Consider the following 17899-nt stretch of genomic DNA (forward strand, 5'->3'; position numbering starts at 1 on the left):
TCGGCGCGCCCGGTCAGGCCGGGAGCCGGCGCTGCGGGGGTACGGGAAGCCCCCGCAGCAGCCAGGTCAGGATCTCGGGGAGCGCGCGGAACGCGGCGAAGTGCGCGCCCTCGGGGTCGAAGGCGGCGGTGGCGCCCGGGATCCGCTGCGCCAGCCAGCGGGAGTGCCCCACGGGGGAGAAGGCGTCCTGCTCGCCGTGCCAGATGAGCACCGGGCAGCGGATGTCGGCCGGGTCGAAGCCCCAGGGCCGGGAGAAGGCGAGGACGTCGTCGATCCAGCCGTACGCGGAGTCCCGCAGGCCCTCACGGTAGTTGCGCAGCAGCATGTCGCGCAGTCCGATGTCCGAGACGATCATCCGGTCGTTGTCGGTGAGCTCCAGGCGGAGTTCCTCCAGCAGCCGTCCGGGGTCGCGGCGGATGCCGTCGGCGCGCGGGATCAGCCGGGCGGCCAGCTCTTCGGGGTCCGCGGTCGCGGTGGTGTACTCGCGCACGTTGGAGGGGCCCATGCCCTCGAACCAGTCCAGGTCGTCCGCGTCCCGGGGGGCCAGGGCCACGAGCACGGCGGCCCGGGTGACCCGGTCGGGCAGCAGGGCGGCGCAGGCGAGGGCGCCCGGGGCGCCGCCGGAGCGGCCGGCGACCGCGAAGTGTTCCAGGGCCAGGGCGTCGGCGATGGCCGCCACCTCGGCGGCGACGTCGGTGACGGTCCGGCCCGGGTGGCGGTCGGAGCCGCCGTAGCCGGGCCGGTCGTAGGCGATGAGCTGCATCCCGCGCTGGTAGAGGACCATGCCGCGGGGTGCGGGGCCGAGCCGGCTGCCCGGCATGCCGTGGAGCAGGAACACCGGCTTTCCGCGCGGGTCCCCGAACCGTTCCACCATGAGTTGCCGCCCGTCGGCCGTGCGTACCCGGTGGCGCACGCGCTCCCTCCTCCACGGTGGACGTCACGACGTGACGACGTCACGAAGATTGTGCTCGCCGGGTGGGGAGCGCGGTAGGGCGCATTTCGCGGAAACCCGTCAAGGCCCTTTTCGGCAGGGCTGGTTCCAGTTCCGGCGGGGGCGCCGGGGTGCCGGGAAGGCCCGCCGCCCCAGGGCGGTTTCCAGGTGTCGGACACCCCGGAGGGTGTGTGCTGTCTCAGAGGTGTTCGATCAGCCGGGCCGCTGCCGAGGCGGCCTGGGCCAGCGCGTTCTGCCGGTCGGCGCCGCGCTGTGCCAGCACCACCCGGGTGCTCAGCCCGTCCAGCAGGGCGAGCAGCTCCGAGGCCCGTTCCCGCACGTCCATGGGCGCGAACCGGCCCTGGTCCACTCCCTTGGCCAGCAGCCCCTCCAGGTCCCGCTGCCAGCCGAGGTCGATCTCCTCCTGGGCGGCGCGCAGCGCGGCGTTGGAGGCCGTGCGGGCCCACAGCTCGATCCACAGCATCCAGCGCGGGTCGCGGGGGCCGGACGGCAGGTACATCTCGGTGAACAGCGCCAGTTTGCGCGGGGCGGTCACCCGGCGGGACAGCAGGCCGGCCCGCTCCTGGGTGAGCCGGGCCTCGCTCCAGCGCAGTGCCTCCAGCAGCAGCCGGTCCTTGCTGCCGAAGTAGTAGAGGATGTGGCCGCCGCTGGTGCCGAGGCGCTCGGCGAGCGCGGACATGGTCAGCGCCGCGAGCCCGTCCTCGGCGATCGCCGTCATGGCCTCTTCCAGCATCCGCTCCTGGGCGATCCGCCCGTCGCTCCGCCGTGCCGCTCCTGCCACCGCTCCCGCCCTCCGTCTCTGCTCGCCCGACCTTATCCCGGACAGGGTCTTGACGGCCGGGTGACCCACCCCTCATCTTGAATGCCATTCAAGAACTTAGAACGGCATTCAAGATCAGTCTGGGGTGAGCGCATGAGCGACGAGGTGTTCAGGGTCGAAACGCACGGCATCGACCCGATCCCGGACGGGGAGCGGCACGGCAGCGCCAGGGACCTGTTCTGGCTCTGGTTCGGCTCCAACCTCACCTTCACCTACGTGATCAACGGCGCCCTCGCCGTGGCCTTCGGGCTCACCTTCTGGCAGGCCACCGCCGTGGTCGTGGCCAGTGGGCTCACCTTCTTCGCGATCAGTGCCGCCGGGCTCTCAGGCATCCGCACCGGCACCGCCACGCTGGTGATCTCCCGGGCCGCCTTCGGGGTCCGCGGCAACCTGCCCGCCGGAGTCCTCAACTGGGTGGTCGGCATCGGCTACACCATCCTCAACACCGTGGTGGGAACCCTCGCGCTGGAGGTGGCCCTCGGCGAGCTCGGCCTGCTGCACGGCACCCCGGCCCGCGCCGTCGCCCTCCTCGTCACCCTCGCGCTGACCTTCGTCATCGCGCTGTGGGGCCACGCCACCGTCCAGTTCGCCGAGCGGTGGATGGCGTACGTGCTGGCCGTCGGCTTCGGCGCCCTGCTCGCCTTCCTGCTGCCCGGCGCCGACACCTCCGCGCCCGCCGCCGTGGTGCCCGGGGCCTCGGGCTGGAGCCTGGCCTTCGTGATCATGCTCGCGGCCCCCTTCTCGTACCTGCCGATGCCCGCCGACTACACCCGGTACCTGCCGCGCACCACCTCGCTGCGGTCGATCACCTGGTACGGCGCGCTGGGCGGCTTCGTCTCCTCCGTGGCCCTGGGCATCGCGGGGGTGGCCGCCGCCACGCAGACCGACATGACCGACGCCGTCGCGGGCACCGAGAACCTGCTGCCGGGCTGGTTCCAGCCGGTCTTCCTGGCCCTCGTGCTGGGCGGCTCCGTCACCAACTCGATCATCACGCTCTACTCCTCCAGCCTGAACCTCCAGGTCCTCGGCATCCCGTGGAGCCGGGCGAAGGCCATCGTGGTCAGCGCCGCCATCACCGGCCTCGGCTCGCTCGCCGCCCTCTTCCTCACCGATTTCACCACCGCCCTCACCTCCTTCCTCTCCCTGCTGATCATCGTGTTCGCGCCCTGGGGCGGGGTGTTCCTCGCCGACATGCTGCTGCGGCGCTGCCGCTACGACGGCGAGGCCCTGCACGCCGCCGGGCCGGACGGCGGCTACTGGTACCGCGCGGGCTACCACCCGGCCGGTATGGCCGCCCTCCTCGCCGGCATCGTCTTCGCCGCGCTGACCTGCGACTCCGAGCTGTGGACCGGCCCGCTGGTGGCCCCGCTCGGCGGAGCGGACCTCACCCTGCTCGGCTCGGTCGTCTCGGGCCTCACGTACTGGGCGCTGTTCCGCAGGGCGCCCGACCGCACGGCCGTCCCCGCCTGAGCCCTTCCGCGGCCCCCACCACCCCTCACAGGAGCACCACCATGCACATCCCCGCCGACCTGCTGCTCACCGGCGCCCGGATCCACACCGTCGACCCCGAACTGCCCGAGGCCGAGGCCCTCGCGGTGCGCGACGGCCGCATCGTCTGGCTCGGCCCGGACAGCGAGGCCGGGCACTGGGCCGGCCCGGACACCGAGCGGATCGACGCGGGCGGCCGGCTGGTCCTGCCCGGCTTCGTCGACGCGCACAACCACGTCCGGCTCGGCTCCGACGACGCCTGCGTGCAGCTGGCCGGGGCCCGCAGCCTCACCGAGATCCACGCCCGGATCCGCGCCTGGCACGCCCGCAACCCCGGCGCCGAGTGGATCGAGGCCGAGGCCTTCGACTACTCCGCGCTGCCCGGCGGCCGGATGCCGCGCGCCGCGGACCTGGACCCGGTCACCGGGGACACCCCCGCGATCGTGCTCTCGTACGACGTGCACACGGCCTGGCTGAACACGGCCGCGCTGCGCCGGCTGGGCGTCGGCCGTGACCGTACGGACCTGCCGTTCGGCACGGCCGAGACCGACCCGGAGACGGGCGAACCCACGGGATTCGTCAAGGACTTCGCGGTCAAGGGCCTGTCCCGGGAGGGCCACCGGGCGCTGCGCGAGCTCGGGGTGCCGTGGGCCTCGCCGGACCGGCAGTACGGCCGGCTCGCCAAGTCCCTCGACGACGCCATCGGTTACGGCATCACCACCGTGGTCGAACCGCAGAACTCCCTGGACGACCTGGAGCTGTTCGAGCGGGCCCGGGAGGAAGGGCGGCTGCGCTCCCGGATCGTGGCGGCGCTGTTCCACCCGCGCGGCACGAGCGATGCCGACCTGGACGAGTTCGCGGACGCGGCGCGGCGGTTCGACGACGACCGGCTGCGCGTGGGGCCGCTCAAGCTGTACATCGACGACGTGGTGGAGCCGCGTACGGCGGCGCTGCTGGAGCCGTACGCGCGGGGCTGCGGGCAGCACCGCGGCGAGACCTTCTACCCGCCGGAGGAGTTCGCCGGGCTGCTCGCCAAGCTGGACGCCCGGGGCTTCCAGTGCTTCGTCCACGCGACCGGCGACCGGGGCATCCGGACGGTGCTCGACGCGGTGGAGCACGCGCGGGAGGTGAACGGGCCGCGGGACGCGCGCCACCAGGTGGTGCACGTGGAGTGCCTGGACCCGGCGGACGTGCCGCGGTTCGCCGAGCTCGGGGTGGTGGCGTGCATGCAGCCGAGGCACTGCGCGCCGGAGATCGCCGGGCCGGGGCAGGACTGGGCGGAGAACGTGGGGGAGGGGCGCTGGCACAAGGCGTGGCCGATGCGGAGCCTTTCCCGGGCCGGGGCCGTGCTGGCGTTCTCCAGTGACTGGAACGTGGCCGAGATGGACCCGATGGTCGGCATCTACACGGCGGTCACCCGGCGGCCGCTGTCCGGCGAGGGGCCGGCCTGGCGGCCGGAGGAGACCGTGGACGTGGCCGCGGCGGTGTACGGCTACACGATGGGGTCCGCGTACGCGAACTTCCTGGAGGGGGAGCGGGGATCGCTGACGGTGGGCAAGCTCGCCGACTTCGTCGTGCTGTCCCGCGACATCTTCGCCGTCCCCGCGGACCGGATCCCGGGGACGGTGGCGGAGACGGTCGTGGTCGGCGGCGAAGTGGTCCACCGCGCGGCGTAGTGCCCCGCGGGGCGGGGCGGTCCCGTTCGTACCGGGCCTGCGGGCCGGTGGGGGCCGGCTCGCGCAGTTCCCCGCGCCCCCGGCGGGGCGCAGCCGCAGCCCCGCACGGGAGCCGGGGCGGAGCTCCGGGACGGGGCCGGGACGGAGTCGGTCAGGGGAGCCGGGCCACCGGGCCTCGCTCGGGCGGGGCGGGGAGGCCGCTGCCCACCGGGGCGCCGCCGCGGCCGTGGCGGGAGATCGCGCACGCCATCGTGACGGCCGAGCCGAGGAGCGCCCAGCCCGCCAGCACGAGCATCGGTCCGCCGGCCCCGTTCCCCCGGAAGTAGGCGATGGAGCGCGCGGCGTACGTGCCCGCGCCCGGTGGCAGCGCCGGCCCGATGGCCCGCCAGAAGGGCGGGAGGAGGGGGTAGGGGTAGGCGCCGCCCGCACTCGGGTTGCCGAGGACCACCACGAGCAGGATGGCCAGACCGATCCCGACCACTCCGGCCAGCCCCTGCAGCGCCAGCGTGAGCGCGCCGACGGCGAAGACGACCAGGGCGCCCAGGCCCCACAGGGCCCAGAGGTTGCCGGGCAGCGCGTCCAGCACCGGCCCCGCGATCAACGCGCCGAGCAGCCCGGCCACGACCGCGTACGCGAGCAGCGCGCCGAGCCGGATGACCGCGCGGGCGGAGTTCGCGGGCCGGGCCCCCGCGCTGATCGCGAGGATCGCGGCACACAGGTAGCCGCCCACGCACCAGCCCACCACCAGGTAGAACGCGGACAGCCCGCGGGCGTCGCCGCGGGCGACGGGGGCCACGTCGACGACCCGGACCGTGCGCCCCTGGGCCTTCTCGGCCGCGCCGATGACCTGTTCCAGGGCCTGGGACAGCGAGGCGCCGGCACCGCTCGCGACCAGCAGCCGGTCGGTGCGGGCGGCCGGGTCGATGATCAGCGCGCCGTCCGCGTCCCGGTTCCTGACCTGGGCCAGGGCGGCCGCCTCGTCGGCGACCGCGTGGGGGTCGAGGGGGTCGCCGGGCAGGGCGGCGAGCTGCTCCACCGACCGGTCGGTGACCCGTGCCGCGGGCGAGGCCACGGCGATCGGGATCTCGTTCGGCTTCGGCTGGTGGAAGGCGCCGATGTACGAGGTGATGAAGGCGAGCTGGAGCGCCAGCACCCCGATCACCAGCAGTGCGGCGCGTACGGTCACCGCGTCCTTGATCTCGGCGAGGAAGCTCATGTCCTCACGCTGGGCGGGGCGGGGGAGGGGCGCAGCAGGGGAGGGGCGAACGGGTGACACCCGGCACCCCGTCCCTGGGCCACCCGGATGGTCGAACAAACGTTTCGTACGGGCATTCGAATTGGTTTATGGTGGAGACGGGGGAGGTCGGCCATGGGTGTACCGAGGGAAGCAGGAGGCGCGGATGCCTGGTTTTACGCATCTGCACACCGTTTCCGGGTTCTCCATGCGCTACGGAGCCTCCCACCCGGAACGGCTGGCGGAGCGTGCCGCCGAGCGGGGCATGGACGCCCTCGCGCTCACCGACCGCGACACCCTCGCGGGCGCGGTGAGGTTCGCCAAGGCGTGCGCGAAGGCCGGCGTCCGGCCCCTGTTCGGTGTGGACCTCGCCGTACGGGAGCACGGCAGCGCGGCCGGGACCGACTCCGCCACCCAGCGCCGGCGCACCCCCGTCAAGGGCGGCGCCTTCCTCGACGAATCCGCCCCCCGGGCCGTCTTCCTCGCCCGTGACGGCGCCGCCGGCTGGGCCGAGCTGTGCCGGCTGGTCACCGCGGCCCACGCCCGCGCGGCGGACGCGCCCCGGCTGGAGTGGCCGGAGCTGCGCGGCGGCACGGGAGTGTTCGTACTGCTCGGCCCCGGCTCGGAGGTGGGGCGGGCGCTGGCCGCCGGACGTCCCGACCGGGCCGCCCGGCTGCTCGCGCCCTGGCGGGAGGTCTACGGGGACGCGCTGCGGCTGGAGGCCGTGCACCACGGCCGGGCCGGTACCGGCCCCGGCTCGCTGCGGCTGGCCGCCCGTACCGTCGGCTTCGCCGCCGAGCAGGGCGTCACCGCCGTCCTGACCAACGCCGTCCGGTACGCCGACCCGGGCCAGGGCCCGGTCGCCGACGTGCTCGACGCCGCCCGCCGGCTGGTGCCCATCGACCCCCGCAAACCGCTCGACAGCGGCGAGCGCTGGCTCAAGGAGCCCGCGGCGATGGCCGCCTCCGCCGACCTGATCGCCCGCGCCGCGGGTCTGCGGCCCGCCGACGCGCGCCGCCTGCTGGAGGACACCCGGCGCACCGCCGGGGCGTGCGCGGTCGACCCCGAGGACGACCTCGGCATGGGCTCGGTGCACTTCCCCGAACCCTGGCTGGTCGGCGCCGCCCACCGCACCGCCCAGCGGGTCCTGGAGTCCCGCGCCGGCGCCGGCATGGTGCTGCGCGGCTACGCCGGCCGCCGGGAGTACTGGGACCGGATGCGCGACGAGCTCGACATCATCGCCCACCACGGATACGCGACCTACTTCCTGACGGTCGCTCAAGTCGTGGACGACGTACGGAAGATGGGGATCCGAGTGGCGGCCCGCGGATCCGGTGCCGGCTCCCTGGTCAACCACCTGCTCGGGATCGCCTCGGCCGACCCGGTCGAGCACGGCCTGCTGATGGAGCGGTTCCTGTCCAAGCGGCGCCCGGTGCTGCCCGACATCGACATCGACGTGGAGTCCGCCCGCCGGCTGGAGGTCTACCGGGAGATCATCGGCCGGTTCGGCGCGGAACGCGTCGCCACCGTCGCCATGCCCGAGACCTACCGCGTGCGGCACGCCATCCGGGACGTCGGCGCCGCCCTGTCCATGGACCCGGCCGTCATCGACCGGCTCGCCAAGGCCTTCCCGCACATCCGGGCCCGCGACGCCCGTGCCGCGCTGGAGGAGCTCCCGGAGCTTCGCGACGTACGGGCCGAACAGGAGAGGCACGGGTTCGGCCGGCTGTGGGAGCTGGTGGAGGCGCTGGACGCGCTGCCGCGCGGGGTCGCCATGCACCCGTGCGGGGTGCTGCTCTCCGACGCCTCGCTGCTCGCCCGCACCCCGGTGGTGCCCACCAGCGGCGAGGGCTTCCCGATGTCCCAGTTCGACAAGGACGACGTGGAGGACCTCGGGCTGCTGAAGCTGGACGTGCTGGGCGTGCGGATGCAGTCGGCGATGGCGCACGCCGTGGACGAGATCCGGCGGGCCACGGGGCAGCGGCTGGACCTGGACGACCCGGCGCAGGTGCCGCCGGGCGACCCGGCCACGTACCGGCTGATCCGCTCGGCCGAGACGCTGGGCTGCTTCCAGATCGAGTCGCCGGGCCAGCGCGACCTGGTCGGCCGGCTCCAGCCGGCCACCTTCCACGACCTGGTCGTGGACATCTCCCTGTTCCGGCCGGGACCGGTGGCCGCCGACATGGTCCGGCCGTTCATCGAGGCCCGGCACGGGCGGGCGCCCGCCCGCTACCCGCACGAGGACCTGGCGGCGGCGCTGCGCGAGACCTATGGGGTGGTGGTCTTCCACGAGCAGGTCATCGAGATCGTGAACGTGATGACCGGCTGCGGACGGGACGAGGCCGACCGGGTCCGGCGCGGGCTCTCCGACCCCGAGTCGCAGGGCCGGATCAAGGCCTGGTTCGCGGGCCGGGCGGCGGAGCGGGGCTACGCGCCCGAGGTGGTCACCCGTACCTGGGAGATCGTCGAGGCGTTCGGCAGCTACGGCTTCTGCAAGGCGCACGCGGTGGCCTTCGCCGTGCCCACCTACCAGTCGGCCTGGCTCAAGGCGCACCACCCGGCGGCCTTCTACGCCGGGCTGCTGACCCACGACCCGGGCATGTACCCGAAGCGGCTGCTGCTGGCGGACGCGCGGCGGCGCGGGATCCCGGTGCTCCCGCTGGACGTGAACCGGTCCGCGGTCGCCCACCGTATCGAACTGGTGTCCGACGGATCTGCCGGCGCACCCCCCGTGTGGGGGCTCCGGCTCGCCCTGGCCGACGTGCACGGGATCAGCGGCGCGGAGGCGGAGCGGATCGAGGCCGGGCAGCCGTACGCCTCCCTGCGCGACTTCTGGGACCGCGCCCACCCGGGTCGTCCGGTGGCCGAACGACTTGCCCAGGTCGGCGCGTTGGATGCGTTCGGGGCCAACCGCCGGGACCTGCTGCTGCACCTGTCCGAACTGCACGGCGCCGGGCGGGCTTCGGGGGGCGGAACCGGCATGAAAGTCCGTCAACTTCCGCTGGATGGAGGCCGTTCCACCGCACGGATCGGCCTGCCTGATCTCAACGAGGCCGAACGGCTCAGCGCCGAGCTCGGCGTGCTCGGCATGGACGCGTCCCGCCACCTGATGGCGGACCACCACGCCTTCCTCGCCGAACTGGGCGTGGTCCCGGCGCGGTCGCTGCGGGACACCGAGCACGGCCGGACCGTGCTGGTCGCGGGCGCCAAGGCGGCCACCCAGACCCCGCCGATCCGGTCCGGCCGCCGGGTCATCTTCACCACCCTGGACGACGGGACCGGCCTGGTCGACCTGGCCTTCTTCGACGACAGCCACGAGGCGTGCGCGCACACCGTGTTCCACTCCTTCCTGCTGCTGGTCCGCGGGGTCGTGCAGCGCCGGGGCCCGCAGAGCCTGAGCGTGGTCGGCGCGGCCGCGTGGAACCTCGCGGAGCTGGCGGAACTGCGCGCGTCGGGCGGGCTGGACGCGGTGGCGGCCCGGCTGGCCGCCGAGCCGGCCGCCTCCGGGCCGGCTGATTCCGGCCGCCGCATCGAGCTGCCCACCGGCTACCGCATGAATCCCTGGGCGGACCTCCAGCCGGCCGGCGAGGGCGCGCAGACCCCGCGCAAGCTGTGGCATTCCAGCCCGGGGAGCGCGGGATGACCGGGCATGCCCTGCGGGCGACTCGGGCCGAAAGCGAGCCCCGTCAGGGGCGCGGGAAACTGCGCGACCGGCCCCAACGGCGCCGCGGGCCCGTGACGACCGATCCGCCCCGGACGGAGGCGGGGGCCGGGGGCTCGCCCCCGGTTTCGGGATGGGGGTCCCCCCAGCGGAGCGAGGGGGAGGGCGGCGTGGGGGACACTCTTCCCGCAGCCGGCGGAGCCACCGTGCTGTGCCTGCGGTTCCGGCCGCTGGACGGCGGCCCGCTCGACGCGGCGGCGTACAGCGGGCTGCTCGGCATGGTCGGGGAGGTGACCCCGGTCGTCCAGGCGCTCCCGCCCGACGGCGCGCTCGCCGACGTCCGCGGAGCCCTCCGCTACTTCGGTCGGGACGCGGCCGGGCTGGCCGCCCTGATCCGGGTCCGGGCACTCGCCCTGTACGGAGTGGACTGCGTGATCGGTGCCGCCGGGAACCCCCTGCTGGCCCGGATGGCCGCCCGCGAGGCCGCCCCCGGCCGGACCCTGGTGGTGCCGGACGAGCCCACCGCCGTACGGGAGTTCCTCGCGCCCAGACCCGCCGTCGCGCTGGACGGGATCGGCCCGAAGGCCGCCCGCACCCTGACCTCGTACGGGCTGGACTCGGTCGGCCGGATCGCCGCCGTCCCGCTCGCCACCCTCCAGCGCATCCTCGGCATCCGGGCCGGCCGCGAGGCGTACGAGCGGGCCCACGGGATCGACCGCACCCCGGTCGTGCCCGGCGCCGCCGAGCGCTCGCTGGGCGCCGAGCGCGCCTTCGGCCGGGACGAGCTGGACCCTGCCGAGCAGCGCCGGGCCCTGCTCTCGCTCACCGAGGAGATCGGCGTACGGCTGCGCGCCCAGGGGCAGGTCTGCCGGTCCCTGTCACTGACCGTGCGCTGCGCCGACCGTACGAGCCTCACCCGGGACCGGGTGCTGCGCGAGCCCACCGCGCACTCCGCCGCGCTGACCGCCACCGCGTACGGCATCCATGCCGCGCTGGGCCTGCAGCGGGCCCGGGTGCGCGCCCTGGCCGTGCGCGCCGAGGGGCTCGTACCGGCGGAACGGGCCGCGCACCAACTGAGCCTGGACCCGGAGGACGACAAGGCCCGCCGGATCGAGGCGGTGGCGGACCGGCTCCGGGCACGGTTCGGGCCGGCCGCCGTGACCCGCGGCACCCTGGCCGCATAGCCCGGAAACGCGCGAGCGCTCCCGGCCGGCAGCGGCCAGGAGCACTCGGGGTCAGCGCGGGTCGGCGCCGGGTCGGCGCCGGGACCGGGGTCAGTCGGTGCGGACCCACATGCCGCCGGAGCGCACGCCGGTGAAGTCCGGCGAGTTGAAGAACAGCGGCGGGATGTCGGGGTCGACACGGAGCTTGGGGAAGCGGTCGAAGAGGACCTCGAAGACGATGCGGGTCTCCACCCGGACCATCTGGCCGCCCACGCAGTAGTGGGCGCCGCGGCCGAACCCGAGGTGCGGGTTGGGGGCGCGGGTGACGTCGAAGGCGTCCGGGTCGGTGAACTGGCGCGGGTCGCGGTTGGCCGCACCCAGGTACACGCGGATCAGGCTGTCCTTGGGGATCTGCTTGCCGCCGAGCTCCACGTCCTGGATGGTCGCGCGGTAGGAGGCGGCGCCCGGCGTCAGGAAGCGCATCGACTCCTCGAGCATGCCCGGGATGAGCGAGCGGTCGGACTTGACCAGCGCGTACTGGTCCTGGAAGGACTCCAGGCACAGCATCGTGTTGGCGCACAGCAGCGGGGTGGCCAGGTGGCCGGCGCCCAGGATGCCGATGATGAAGTTGATGATCTGGTCCCGGGTCATGAGGGACCCGTCGAGCTTCTTGACCTGCGAGAGCAGGCTGATCAGGTCGTCCTTCGGCTCCTTGGTCTTCGCGTCCACGTGCCGGCCGAGCATCTCGCGCAGCGGCTGCAGCGGCTTGGTGAGCTTCTCGAAGTAGCCGTCCTCGCTGCCCTGGTCGTTCAGGGTCATCTGGGCCTGCTGGTCCATGTTCTGGTCGACGACCTTGAACATGGTGCGGTCGTCGGACGGGATGCCGAGGAGCTCGCTGAAGACGATGCCGGCCACCTCGTCGACGAAGTCGCTCAGCAGGTTGAAGCGGCCCAGGTCGGCCACCTTGTCCGCGTGGTGCTGGGACAGCTCCAGGACCCGGGACTCCAGGTGCTCGATGAACCGGGGGCTGAAGGCGTGGCTGACCTGCTTGCGGATGTTCGCGTGCTCCGCGCCGGTCATCTGGGCCAGGTCGCCGTCGAAGTACTTGAGCGTCTCCTCGTCGAGGCCGAAGAGCTTGCCCGAGTCGGCCGAGTAGCCGTCGCTGTTGCTCAGCGCCTCGTTGACCTCGGCGTAGCCGAACACCTCCCAGCGCTGGAGTTCCTCACTCCAGATGACGGTCTCCGCCGGACGCTCGCCTCGCAGCCAAAACTTGTCCTGCGCAAAGCCCCAACGGTCAGCGAAATCTGCCACGGTTTTCCTTCCATTGACGGAAACTACGACGCCGGTCTCATGTGTACGGGCACGTCGCGACGCTATCGGTTGAATGGGTATGTGGCCACTGCCGCGTGGGCAAGAAACGCTCGGCGCGGGGATCCACCTGTGTTGCCGGGCCAAGTTAGCACCACTGGGGGGCATCTTGGCCAGATCCGCACTTGTCCTGTCAGCGGGACGGGAAGCGTGCGCCCGTTTCTTGACGGTGGCGCGGGAGGGTGGCAACGATAAGGGCGAATCGCGAATGGTTCCGGCCTGCCGCATGCGAAGTTCTGTAATGCGCATGTGCAAAGCGATATCTGATGAGCGCGTGAGAAATTCGATTGTCGCGACAGACCCCGACAGAGGAGCTCCGAACAGTGACGGCTGAAGTGACCGAGCAGGCCGCGGACCAGTCCGGTGGCGCCCAGGAGACGCCCGCGTGGCTGACCGCGCTGCGCAGCGAGCTGGACCCGAACAGCAAGCAGCGCCTCGCGGCGCTCGACCCGAAGCCGGACTGGCACAGCCTGGAGATCGGCGCCGGCTCCGGCAGCACGGCCCGCTGGCTCGCCGAGCGCTGCCCCGAGGGCAAGGTGATCGCCACCGACATCGAGCTCGGCGCGCTGAGCGACCAGGGCATCCCCAACCTGGAGGTCCGTCAGCACGACGTCACCACCGAGGACTTCCCCGAGGCGTCCTTCGACCTCATCTACGCCCGCTACGTCTTCAGCCACCTGCGCAGCCGCGAGGAGGACCTCAAGCGCGTCGTCTCCTGGCTGAAGCCGGGCGGCTGGCTGCTGCTGGAGGAGCCCGCGCAGTTCCCCGTCGAGTCCGCGCAGGACGACGACTACCGCGAGGTCAGCCTGGCCACCCTGGAGCAGTACAAGGAGCAGGTCGGCACCGACCTGACCTGGCCGCGCACCTTCCCGGCGCCGCTGGTCGAGCTCGGGCTCGAGGAGATCCACGTCGAGGGCTCCCTCTCCGTGGTCGGTGCGAGCCGCCCGATGTCCCTCTTCTGGGGCGAGGCCATCAAGGGCTGGGGCCCGATCGTGGTCGGCGCCGGCACGGCCACCGAGGAGCAGGTCGAGCGCGCCGCCGCGAAGATGTACCAGGAGGACTTCTACGACCTGGGTCTGGCGACCATGGTCGTCCGGGGCCGCCGTCCCGCCTGATCCGCGGGCCCAGGACCGCGCAGAGGTCCACGCACCGGAACCCCGGCCGTACGACGGCCGGGGTTCCGGTGCGTTTCCGGTCGGCTCGCGGGTGGCTGGGGACCGTCTCGACACGGCGATTTTTTACTGACGCGTAACTTCCAACTCTTGCTACCCGCTCGTAATTTGACGAGTGGCAACACCCTGGTGATCCGGATCACAGGCATCCCCGCCCCCACATGCCTTGAGCCGCAAGGAGATCACCCCATGCTGCCCTGGAGACGCCTGCTCCGGCCGCTCGCCGCCCTCGCGCTCGCGATCGGCGCACTCGCCCCCACCGCCACCGCCTCGGCCGCCCCGTCGTCCGCCGCCCAAGCCACCGCCGTCAGCAGCGGCTGGAACAACTGGTCCTGCAAGCCCTCGGCCGCGCACCCGCGGCCCGTGGTCCTCGTCCACGGCACCTTCGGCAACTCGGTCGACAACTGGCTCGGCCTCGCCCCGTACCTCGTGCACCGCGGCTACTGCGTCTACTCGCTCGACTACGGGCAGCTGCCGGGCGTGCCCTTCTTCAACGGCCTCGGTGCCGTCGACAAGTCCGCCGAGCAGCTCCGGGTGTTCGTCGACCGGGTGCTCGCCGCCACCGGGGCGGCCGAGACCGACCTCATCGGCCACTCCCAGGGCGGCATGATGCCGCGCTACTACCTGAAGTTCCTGGGCGGCGCCGACAAGGTCAACGCGCTGGTCGGACTCGCCCCGTCCAACCACGGGACGACCCTCCTCGGCCTCACGAAGCTGCTGCCCTACTTCCCCGGGGCGGAGGAACTGATCAGCGAGAACACCCCCGGGCTCGCCGACCAGATCGCCGGCTCGCCCTTCCAGAACAAGCTCAACGCCGGCGGGGACACCGTCCCCGGGGTCAGCTACACGGTCATCTCCACCAAGTACGACCAGGTGGTCACCCCGTACCGCAGCCAGTTCCTGAGCGGCCCGAACGTACGCAACGTGGTCCTGCAGGACCTCTGCCCGGTGGACTTCTCCGAGCACGTCGCGATCGGCCTGACCGACCGGATCGCCTGGCACGAGGCGCTCAACGCACTCGACCCGGCGAACGCCGAACGGACCACCTGCGCCTCGGTCTTCGACTGAGGCGCCAGGCGGCCCCGTACGCCGGTCGGCCCGTACGCCGGTCGGCCGGTACGCCGGTCAGGTCCGGGCCCGTACGCCGGGCCCGGACGCCGGGGTCAGCGGCCGTGCCGCCCCGCGGCGGCACGGCGGCGGGCCAGGCCGAACACCACGGCCGCACCGACCGCGAGGGCCCCGGCCCCGGCGATGGCGATCGCCGGGGTGGAGCTGTTGCCGCCGGTCTGGGCCAGGTTCCCGGTGCCGCCGGAGGAGGACTCCGCGGCCGCCACCGTCGAGGTCGAGGTCAGCGGGGACGGGGAGGAGCCGCCGTGGGCGCTGTGGATGTTGTGGCCGTGCGCGTCCCCGGTCGGCGTGGCCGGCCCGCCCGGCGTGGCGCCGGACCGCGGGGCGCCGGTCCCGGTCGGCCGCCCGGTCGGCTGCCCGGTCGGCTTGCCGGGCTTCGTGGTCGGCTTGCCGGTGGGCTGCGGGCCCGGCCCGCTCCCGTTGTCCTTCCCGAAGACCACGTCCGAGCAGGTGTAGAACGCCTCGGGGCTGTCCGACCGCTGCCAGATGCTGTAGATCAGGTGGCGGCCGGACTTCTTCGGCACGGTGCCGTTGAACACGTACTCACCGCCCCGCATCCCCGGGTCGGTGACCGTGGCGAACGGCTTCGCCTCCAGGTCGGACCACTTCAGCGGCTTCGACGGGTCGTAGCCGTCCCTGGTGATGTACAGGGCGAAGGAGCCCCGGTGCGGAGCGGTGCCCTTGTAGCGGAAGGTGTGCGCGCCCGAGGTCATCGGGCCGGCCGGCCAGTCGCCGCGGGCCAGGTCCAGGCCCCGGTACTTGTCCCGGCCCGCCGAGCACAGCTTGCCGTCCGGGATCAGCTGCTTGTGCCGGCCGGCCGCGCTGCCGATGTTCACCTCGTTCCAGTCGTAGAACGCCTGCGCCCCACTGGCCTGGACCGCCGCCTTGCAGGCCGCGGACTTCGGCGACTCCGGCCCCTCCGCGTAGCAGGTGGCCACTCGGCTGACCGGGTCCGTCATCGAGCCGTGCGCGACGGCCGGCGAGGCGGCGGTGGCCGCCAGCGCGAGCGGGGCGAGGCCGAGGGCGGCGAGGCGCGCGACCGTACGGCGGACGGAGGCGGTCGGGATGGACGACATGGGCGGTTCTCCTTGTGGGCTGCACATGGTTCGGTGGCCGGCCCCCAAGGGCTGAGCGAGGGCTGAGCGGCGCCGCCCCCCTGTTGCATCGCGGCGCCGCTACCGGCCTTCCCTGGCTCGCCCAAACTAGCCACTCCACAAGGGGATTCCGGCTGCTCGGAGGCCCTGGAGCCGATCTTTAGGGTTCGCTTAAGGAGGCGCTAAGCGCGGCCTACGGATAGCGTGGCCGTGTGATCACCGAGACCGTGCCGGAGCCTCGCCGGGCCGTCGCCGCGGACGTGCCGGCGGTACGCGCCGTGACCGACGCCGCCTACCACCACTACGTGGAACGCATCGGTATCCGGCCCGCGCCGATGGACGCCGACCACGCTGCCGAGGTCGCCGCCGGGCACGTCTTCGTCGTGGGCGAGCCGGTGGCGGGCCTGGTGGTGCTGGTGCCCCGGGACGACCACCTGTTCCTGGACAGCGTCGCGGTCCACCCGGACGCCCACGGCACGGGCCTGGGGCGGATCCTGCTGGGATTCGCCGAGGCCCGCGCCCGCGCGCTGGGCCTGGGCGAGATCCGGCTCTACACCAACGCCCTGATGTGGGAGAACCGGAAGCTCTACCCGCGCTACGGGTACGAGCTGACCGAACGGCGCGTCGACGGTCCGTACGACCGCTTCCACTACCGCAAGCGGCTCAGCGCGTAGCCGCCCTCCGCCACGGCGAGCCGCTCCAGCTCGTCCAGGGCGGCCAGCGCCCGCCGGGCCGCCTCCGGGTCCCGCCCGGCGAGGCCGCTCGCGGCGAACTCGTCCTCGTCCAGCCGCAGTACCTCGGAGCCGTCGGCGGAGACCCACAGGTCCAGGTCGAGGTCCTCGACCACGATCTCGCCGGCGGCGGTGTCCACGACGGCCGGTCGGGTGATGTCGCAGTACCAGCCCTTGAGCGTGCCGTCGCCGGCCCGGACCTCCTTGACGGCGTACCAGCGGTCGCGCCAGTAGTGCTCGGTGAACACGTCGCCCGGCTCGAACCGCACGAAGCCGAAGTCGCGGACGCCGGGGGCCGCCCAGGCGGCGCGCACGGAGATCCGCGATCCGTCGTCCCCGACCAGCTCCGCCCCGTAACGGATCTTCGTGCGTCCGCCCTTGACCAGGGCCACCTCGATCGCCGTACTCACGCCCATGGCGGCGTTCACCCTCCCAGTCTCTTCGCGTAGCGCGCCTCGGTGGCGCTGATTTCGTATCCGAACCACCGGTTGATCGCGAGCATCGGACCGTTCTCGCTGTCGTTGCCGGTGAACGCCTCCGTGCAGCCGGCCGCCCCGGCCCGGTGCAGGGAGGCCGCCTTGGCGAGCTTGGCCAGGCCGCGGCCGCGGTGGGCGCGCCGGGTGCCGGTCATCGCCGAGACGTAACGGCCGGCGCCGTCGGTGCGGGCGGCGCTGAACGCGGCCGGCTCGCCGTCCACCAGGGCGACCATGGTCAGTTCCCGGTCCAGTTCAGGGTGGTTCCAGGTGTGCCGGAGCCAGTCCTCGTAGTCGGTCAACTCGGCCTCCACGTCGCTCGGTTCGTCCGCGGTGCTCTCCGCGTCCACGGCGAACAGCGGGCGCGGGTCGGCGGCGAAGGCCGAGGCGGGGCGCAGTTCGACGCCCTCCGGCAGCTCCGGAACCGGGGGCAGGGTGCCCGCCGCCAGGTCCAGCCGGAGGAAGTGCGCGGACCGGCTGCGGCGGTAGCCGTGGTGCTCGGCGAAGGCCCGGTTGGCGGGCTCGTCCAGCACCCAGGCGAACGCGTCGGTGGCGCCCTCGGCGGCGAGGTACGCCTCGGCGGTGCGGAGCAGGGCGGTACCGGCGCCGAGGCCCCGGTGGCCGGGGTGGACGTAGGGGTTGACGAAGGACCGGCCGGGTTCGGGGCTCTCGTAGGCGATGCCGACCTGGGCGGTGCCGATGACCCCGCCGTCCCGGTCCTCGGCGACGAGCACGCGGTACCGCCGGTCGGGATGGGCGCTGTCCAGGTCGAACCGGATGCCCGCCGCGGTGGAGATCATGAACGGGAGGGCGGCCCGGCGGACCCGTACGACGGCCTCGACGTCCGCGGGGTCGGCGGGGCGGAGATCACGCACCAGAACGGTCATACCGTGGACGCTACGCAGGGGAGGGGCCGCGCTGCCCCCGAATTTCCCCTCG

The 17899-nt window shown here is 73.4% G+C and carries 14 protein-coding genes; 7 read left to right on the top strand and 7 right to left on the bottom strand.

Going from position 1 to position 17899, the window contains the following annotated elements:
- Positions 1 to 13: 13 nt before the first annotated feature.
- A complete protein-coding gene (locus AC067U_RS24855; protein WP_478831963.1) occupies positions 14 to 913 on the bottom strand; it encodes an alpha/beta fold hydrolase in 900 nt (299 codons plus the stop codon).
- Positions 914 to 1130: 217 nt separating this feature from the next.
- A complete protein-coding gene (locus AC067U_RS24860; RefSeq protein ID WP_478831964.1) occupies positions 1131 to 1733 on the bottom strand; it encodes a TetR/AcrR family transcriptional regulator in 603 nt (200 codons plus the stop codon).
- A 132-nt stretch (positions 1734 to 1865) separates the two neighbouring features.
- Between AC067U_RS24860 and AC067U_RS24865 the strand changes: the two genes are divergently transcribed.
- Complete coding sequence (locus tag AC067U_RS24865) at positions 1866 to 3242, top strand: purine-cytosine permease family protein (RefSeq protein WP_478831965.1); 1377 nt, start codon at positions 1866 to 1868, stop codon at positions 3240 to 3242.
- 41 nt (positions 3243 to 3283) lie between these two features.
- On the top strand, positions 3284 to 4936 hold the full coding sequence (locus AC067U_RS24870; RefSeq protein ID WP_478831966.1) for an amidohydrolase: 1653 nt from the start codon (positions 3284 to 3286) through the stop codon (positions 4934 to 4936).
- Between the two features lie 151 nt (positions 4937 to 5087).
- Here AC067U_RS24870 and AC067U_RS24875 read toward each other — a convergent pair whose 3' ends face one another.
- Positions 5088 to 6152 carry a DUF3533 domain-containing protein gene (locus AC067U_RS24875; protein ID WP_478831967.1) on the bottom strand — a complete coding sequence of 355 codons (1065 nt, stop codon included), beginning with the start codon at positions 6150 to 6152 and terminating at the stop codon, positions 5088 to 5090.
- Between the two features lie 184 nt (positions 6153 to 6336).
- Here AC067U_RS24875 and AC067U_RS24880 point away from each other — a divergent pair, with 184 nt between their 5' ends.
- Together AC067U_RS24880 and AC067U_RS24885 are read left to right on the top strand one after the other, a co-directional pair.
- Positions 6337 to 9813, top strand: coding sequence for a DNA polymerase III subunit alpha (locus AC067U_RS24880; protein WP_478831968.1), 3477 nt, complete (start codon positions 6337 to 6339; stop codon positions 9811 to 9813).
- Between the two features lie 188 nt (positions 9814 to 10001).
- On the top strand, positions 10002 to 11015 hold the full coding sequence (locus AC067U_RS24885) for a DNA polymerase Y family protein (protein WP_478831969.1): 1014 nt from the start codon (positions 10002 to 10004) through the stop codon (positions 11013 to 11015).
- 90 nt (positions 11016 to 11105) lie between these two features.
- On the opposite strand, the gene AC067U_RS24890 is transcribed toward AC067U_RS24885, so the two are convergent.
- The gene (locus AC067U_RS24890) at positions 11106 to 12305 is read right to left on the bottom strand and encodes a cytochrome P450 (protein ID WP_478831970.1); all 1200 of its coding nucleotides are present in this window, start codon (positions 12303 to 12305) and stop codon (positions 11106 to 11108) included.
- A 380-nt stretch (positions 12306 to 12685) separates the two neighbouring features.
- Between AC067U_RS24890 and AC067U_RS24895 the strand changes: the two genes are divergently transcribed.
- A complete protein-coding gene (locus AC067U_RS24895) occupies positions 12686 to 13477 on the top strand; it encodes a class I SAM-dependent methyltransferase (protein ID WP_478831971.1) in 792 nt (263 codons plus the stop codon).
- Between the two features lie 246 nt (positions 13478 to 13723).
- The gene (locus AC067U_RS24900; RefSeq protein WP_478831972.1) at positions 13724 to 14602 is read left to right on the top strand and encodes an esterase/lipase family protein; all 879 of its coding nucleotides are present in this window, start codon (positions 13724 to 13726) and stop codon (positions 14600 to 14602) included.
- 95 nt (positions 14603 to 14697) lie between these two features.
- On the opposite strand, the gene AC067U_RS24905 is transcribed toward AC067U_RS24900, so the two are convergent.
- The gene (locus tag AC067U_RS24905) at positions 14698 to 15738 is read right to left on the bottom strand and encodes a lytic polysaccharide monooxygenase auxiliary activity family 9 protein (RefSeq protein WP_478831973.1); all 1041 of its coding nucleotides are present in this window, start codon (positions 15736 to 15738) and stop codon (positions 14698 to 14700) included.
- A gap of 230 nt (positions 15739 to 15968) precedes the next feature.
- Between AC067U_RS24905 and AC067U_RS24910 the strand changes: the two genes are divergently transcribed.
- Positions 15969 to 16430, top strand: coding sequence for a GNAT family N-acetyltransferase (locus tag AC067U_RS24910; RefSeq protein WP_478831974.1), 462 nt, complete (start codon positions 15969 to 15971; stop codon positions 16428 to 16430).
- Here AC067U_RS24910 and AC067U_RS24915 read toward each other — a convergent pair.
- A complete protein-coding gene (locus AC067U_RS24915) occupies positions 16406 to 16903 on the bottom strand; it encodes a ribonuclease FAU-1 family protein (RefSeq protein WP_478832157.1) in 498 nt (165 codons plus the stop codon). The genes AC067U_RS24910 and AC067U_RS24915 overlap by 25 nt on opposite strands.
- 8 nt (positions 16904 to 16911) lie before the next feature.
- On the bottom strand, positions 16912 to 17847 hold the full coding sequence (locus tag AC067U_RS24920; protein WP_478831975.1) for an N-acetyltransferase family protein: 936 nt from the start codon (positions 17845 to 17847) through the stop codon (positions 16912 to 16914).
- Between the last annotated feature and the right edge of the window lie 52 nt (positions 17848 to 17899).

This window comes from Streptomyces sp. NPDC043853 (genome assembly GCF_056436025.1).

Excerpts from the sequence above, each read along its gene's own strand:
- AC067U_RS24870 (WP_478831966.1), top strand. The coding sequence starts at position 3,284 with ATGCACATCCCCGCCGACCTGCTGCTCACCGGCGCCCGGATCCACACC.
- AC067U_RS24865 (WP_478831965.1), top strand. The coding sequence starts at position 1,866 with ATGAGCGACGAGGTGTTCAGGGTCGAAACGCACGGCATCGACCCGATC.
- AC067U_RS24920 (WP_478831975.1), bottom strand. The coding sequence starts at position 17,847 with ATGACCGTTCTGGTGCGTGATCTCCGCCCCGCCGACCCCGCGGACGTC.
- AC067U_RS24880 (WP_478831968.1), top strand. The coding sequence starts at position 6,337 with ATGCCTGGTTTTACGCATCTGCACACCGTTTCCGGGTTCTCCATGCGC.
- AC067U_RS24875 (WP_478831967.1), bottom strand. The coding sequence starts at position 6,152 with ATGAGCTTCCTCGCCGAGATCAAGGACGCGGTGACCGTACGCGCCGCA.
- AC067U_RS24905 (WP_478831973.1), bottom strand. The coding sequence starts at position 15,738 with ATGTCGTCCATCCCGACCGCCTCCGTCCGCCGTACGGTCGCGCGCCTC.
- AC067U_RS24915 (WP_478832157.1), bottom strand. The coding sequence starts at position 16,903 with ATGGGCGTGAGTACGGCGATCGAGGTGGCCCTGGTCAAGGGCGGACGC.
- AC067U_RS24900 (WP_478831972.1), top strand. The coding sequence starts at position 13,724 with ATGCTGCCCTGGAGACGCCTGCTCCGGCCGCTCGCCGCCCTCGCGCTC.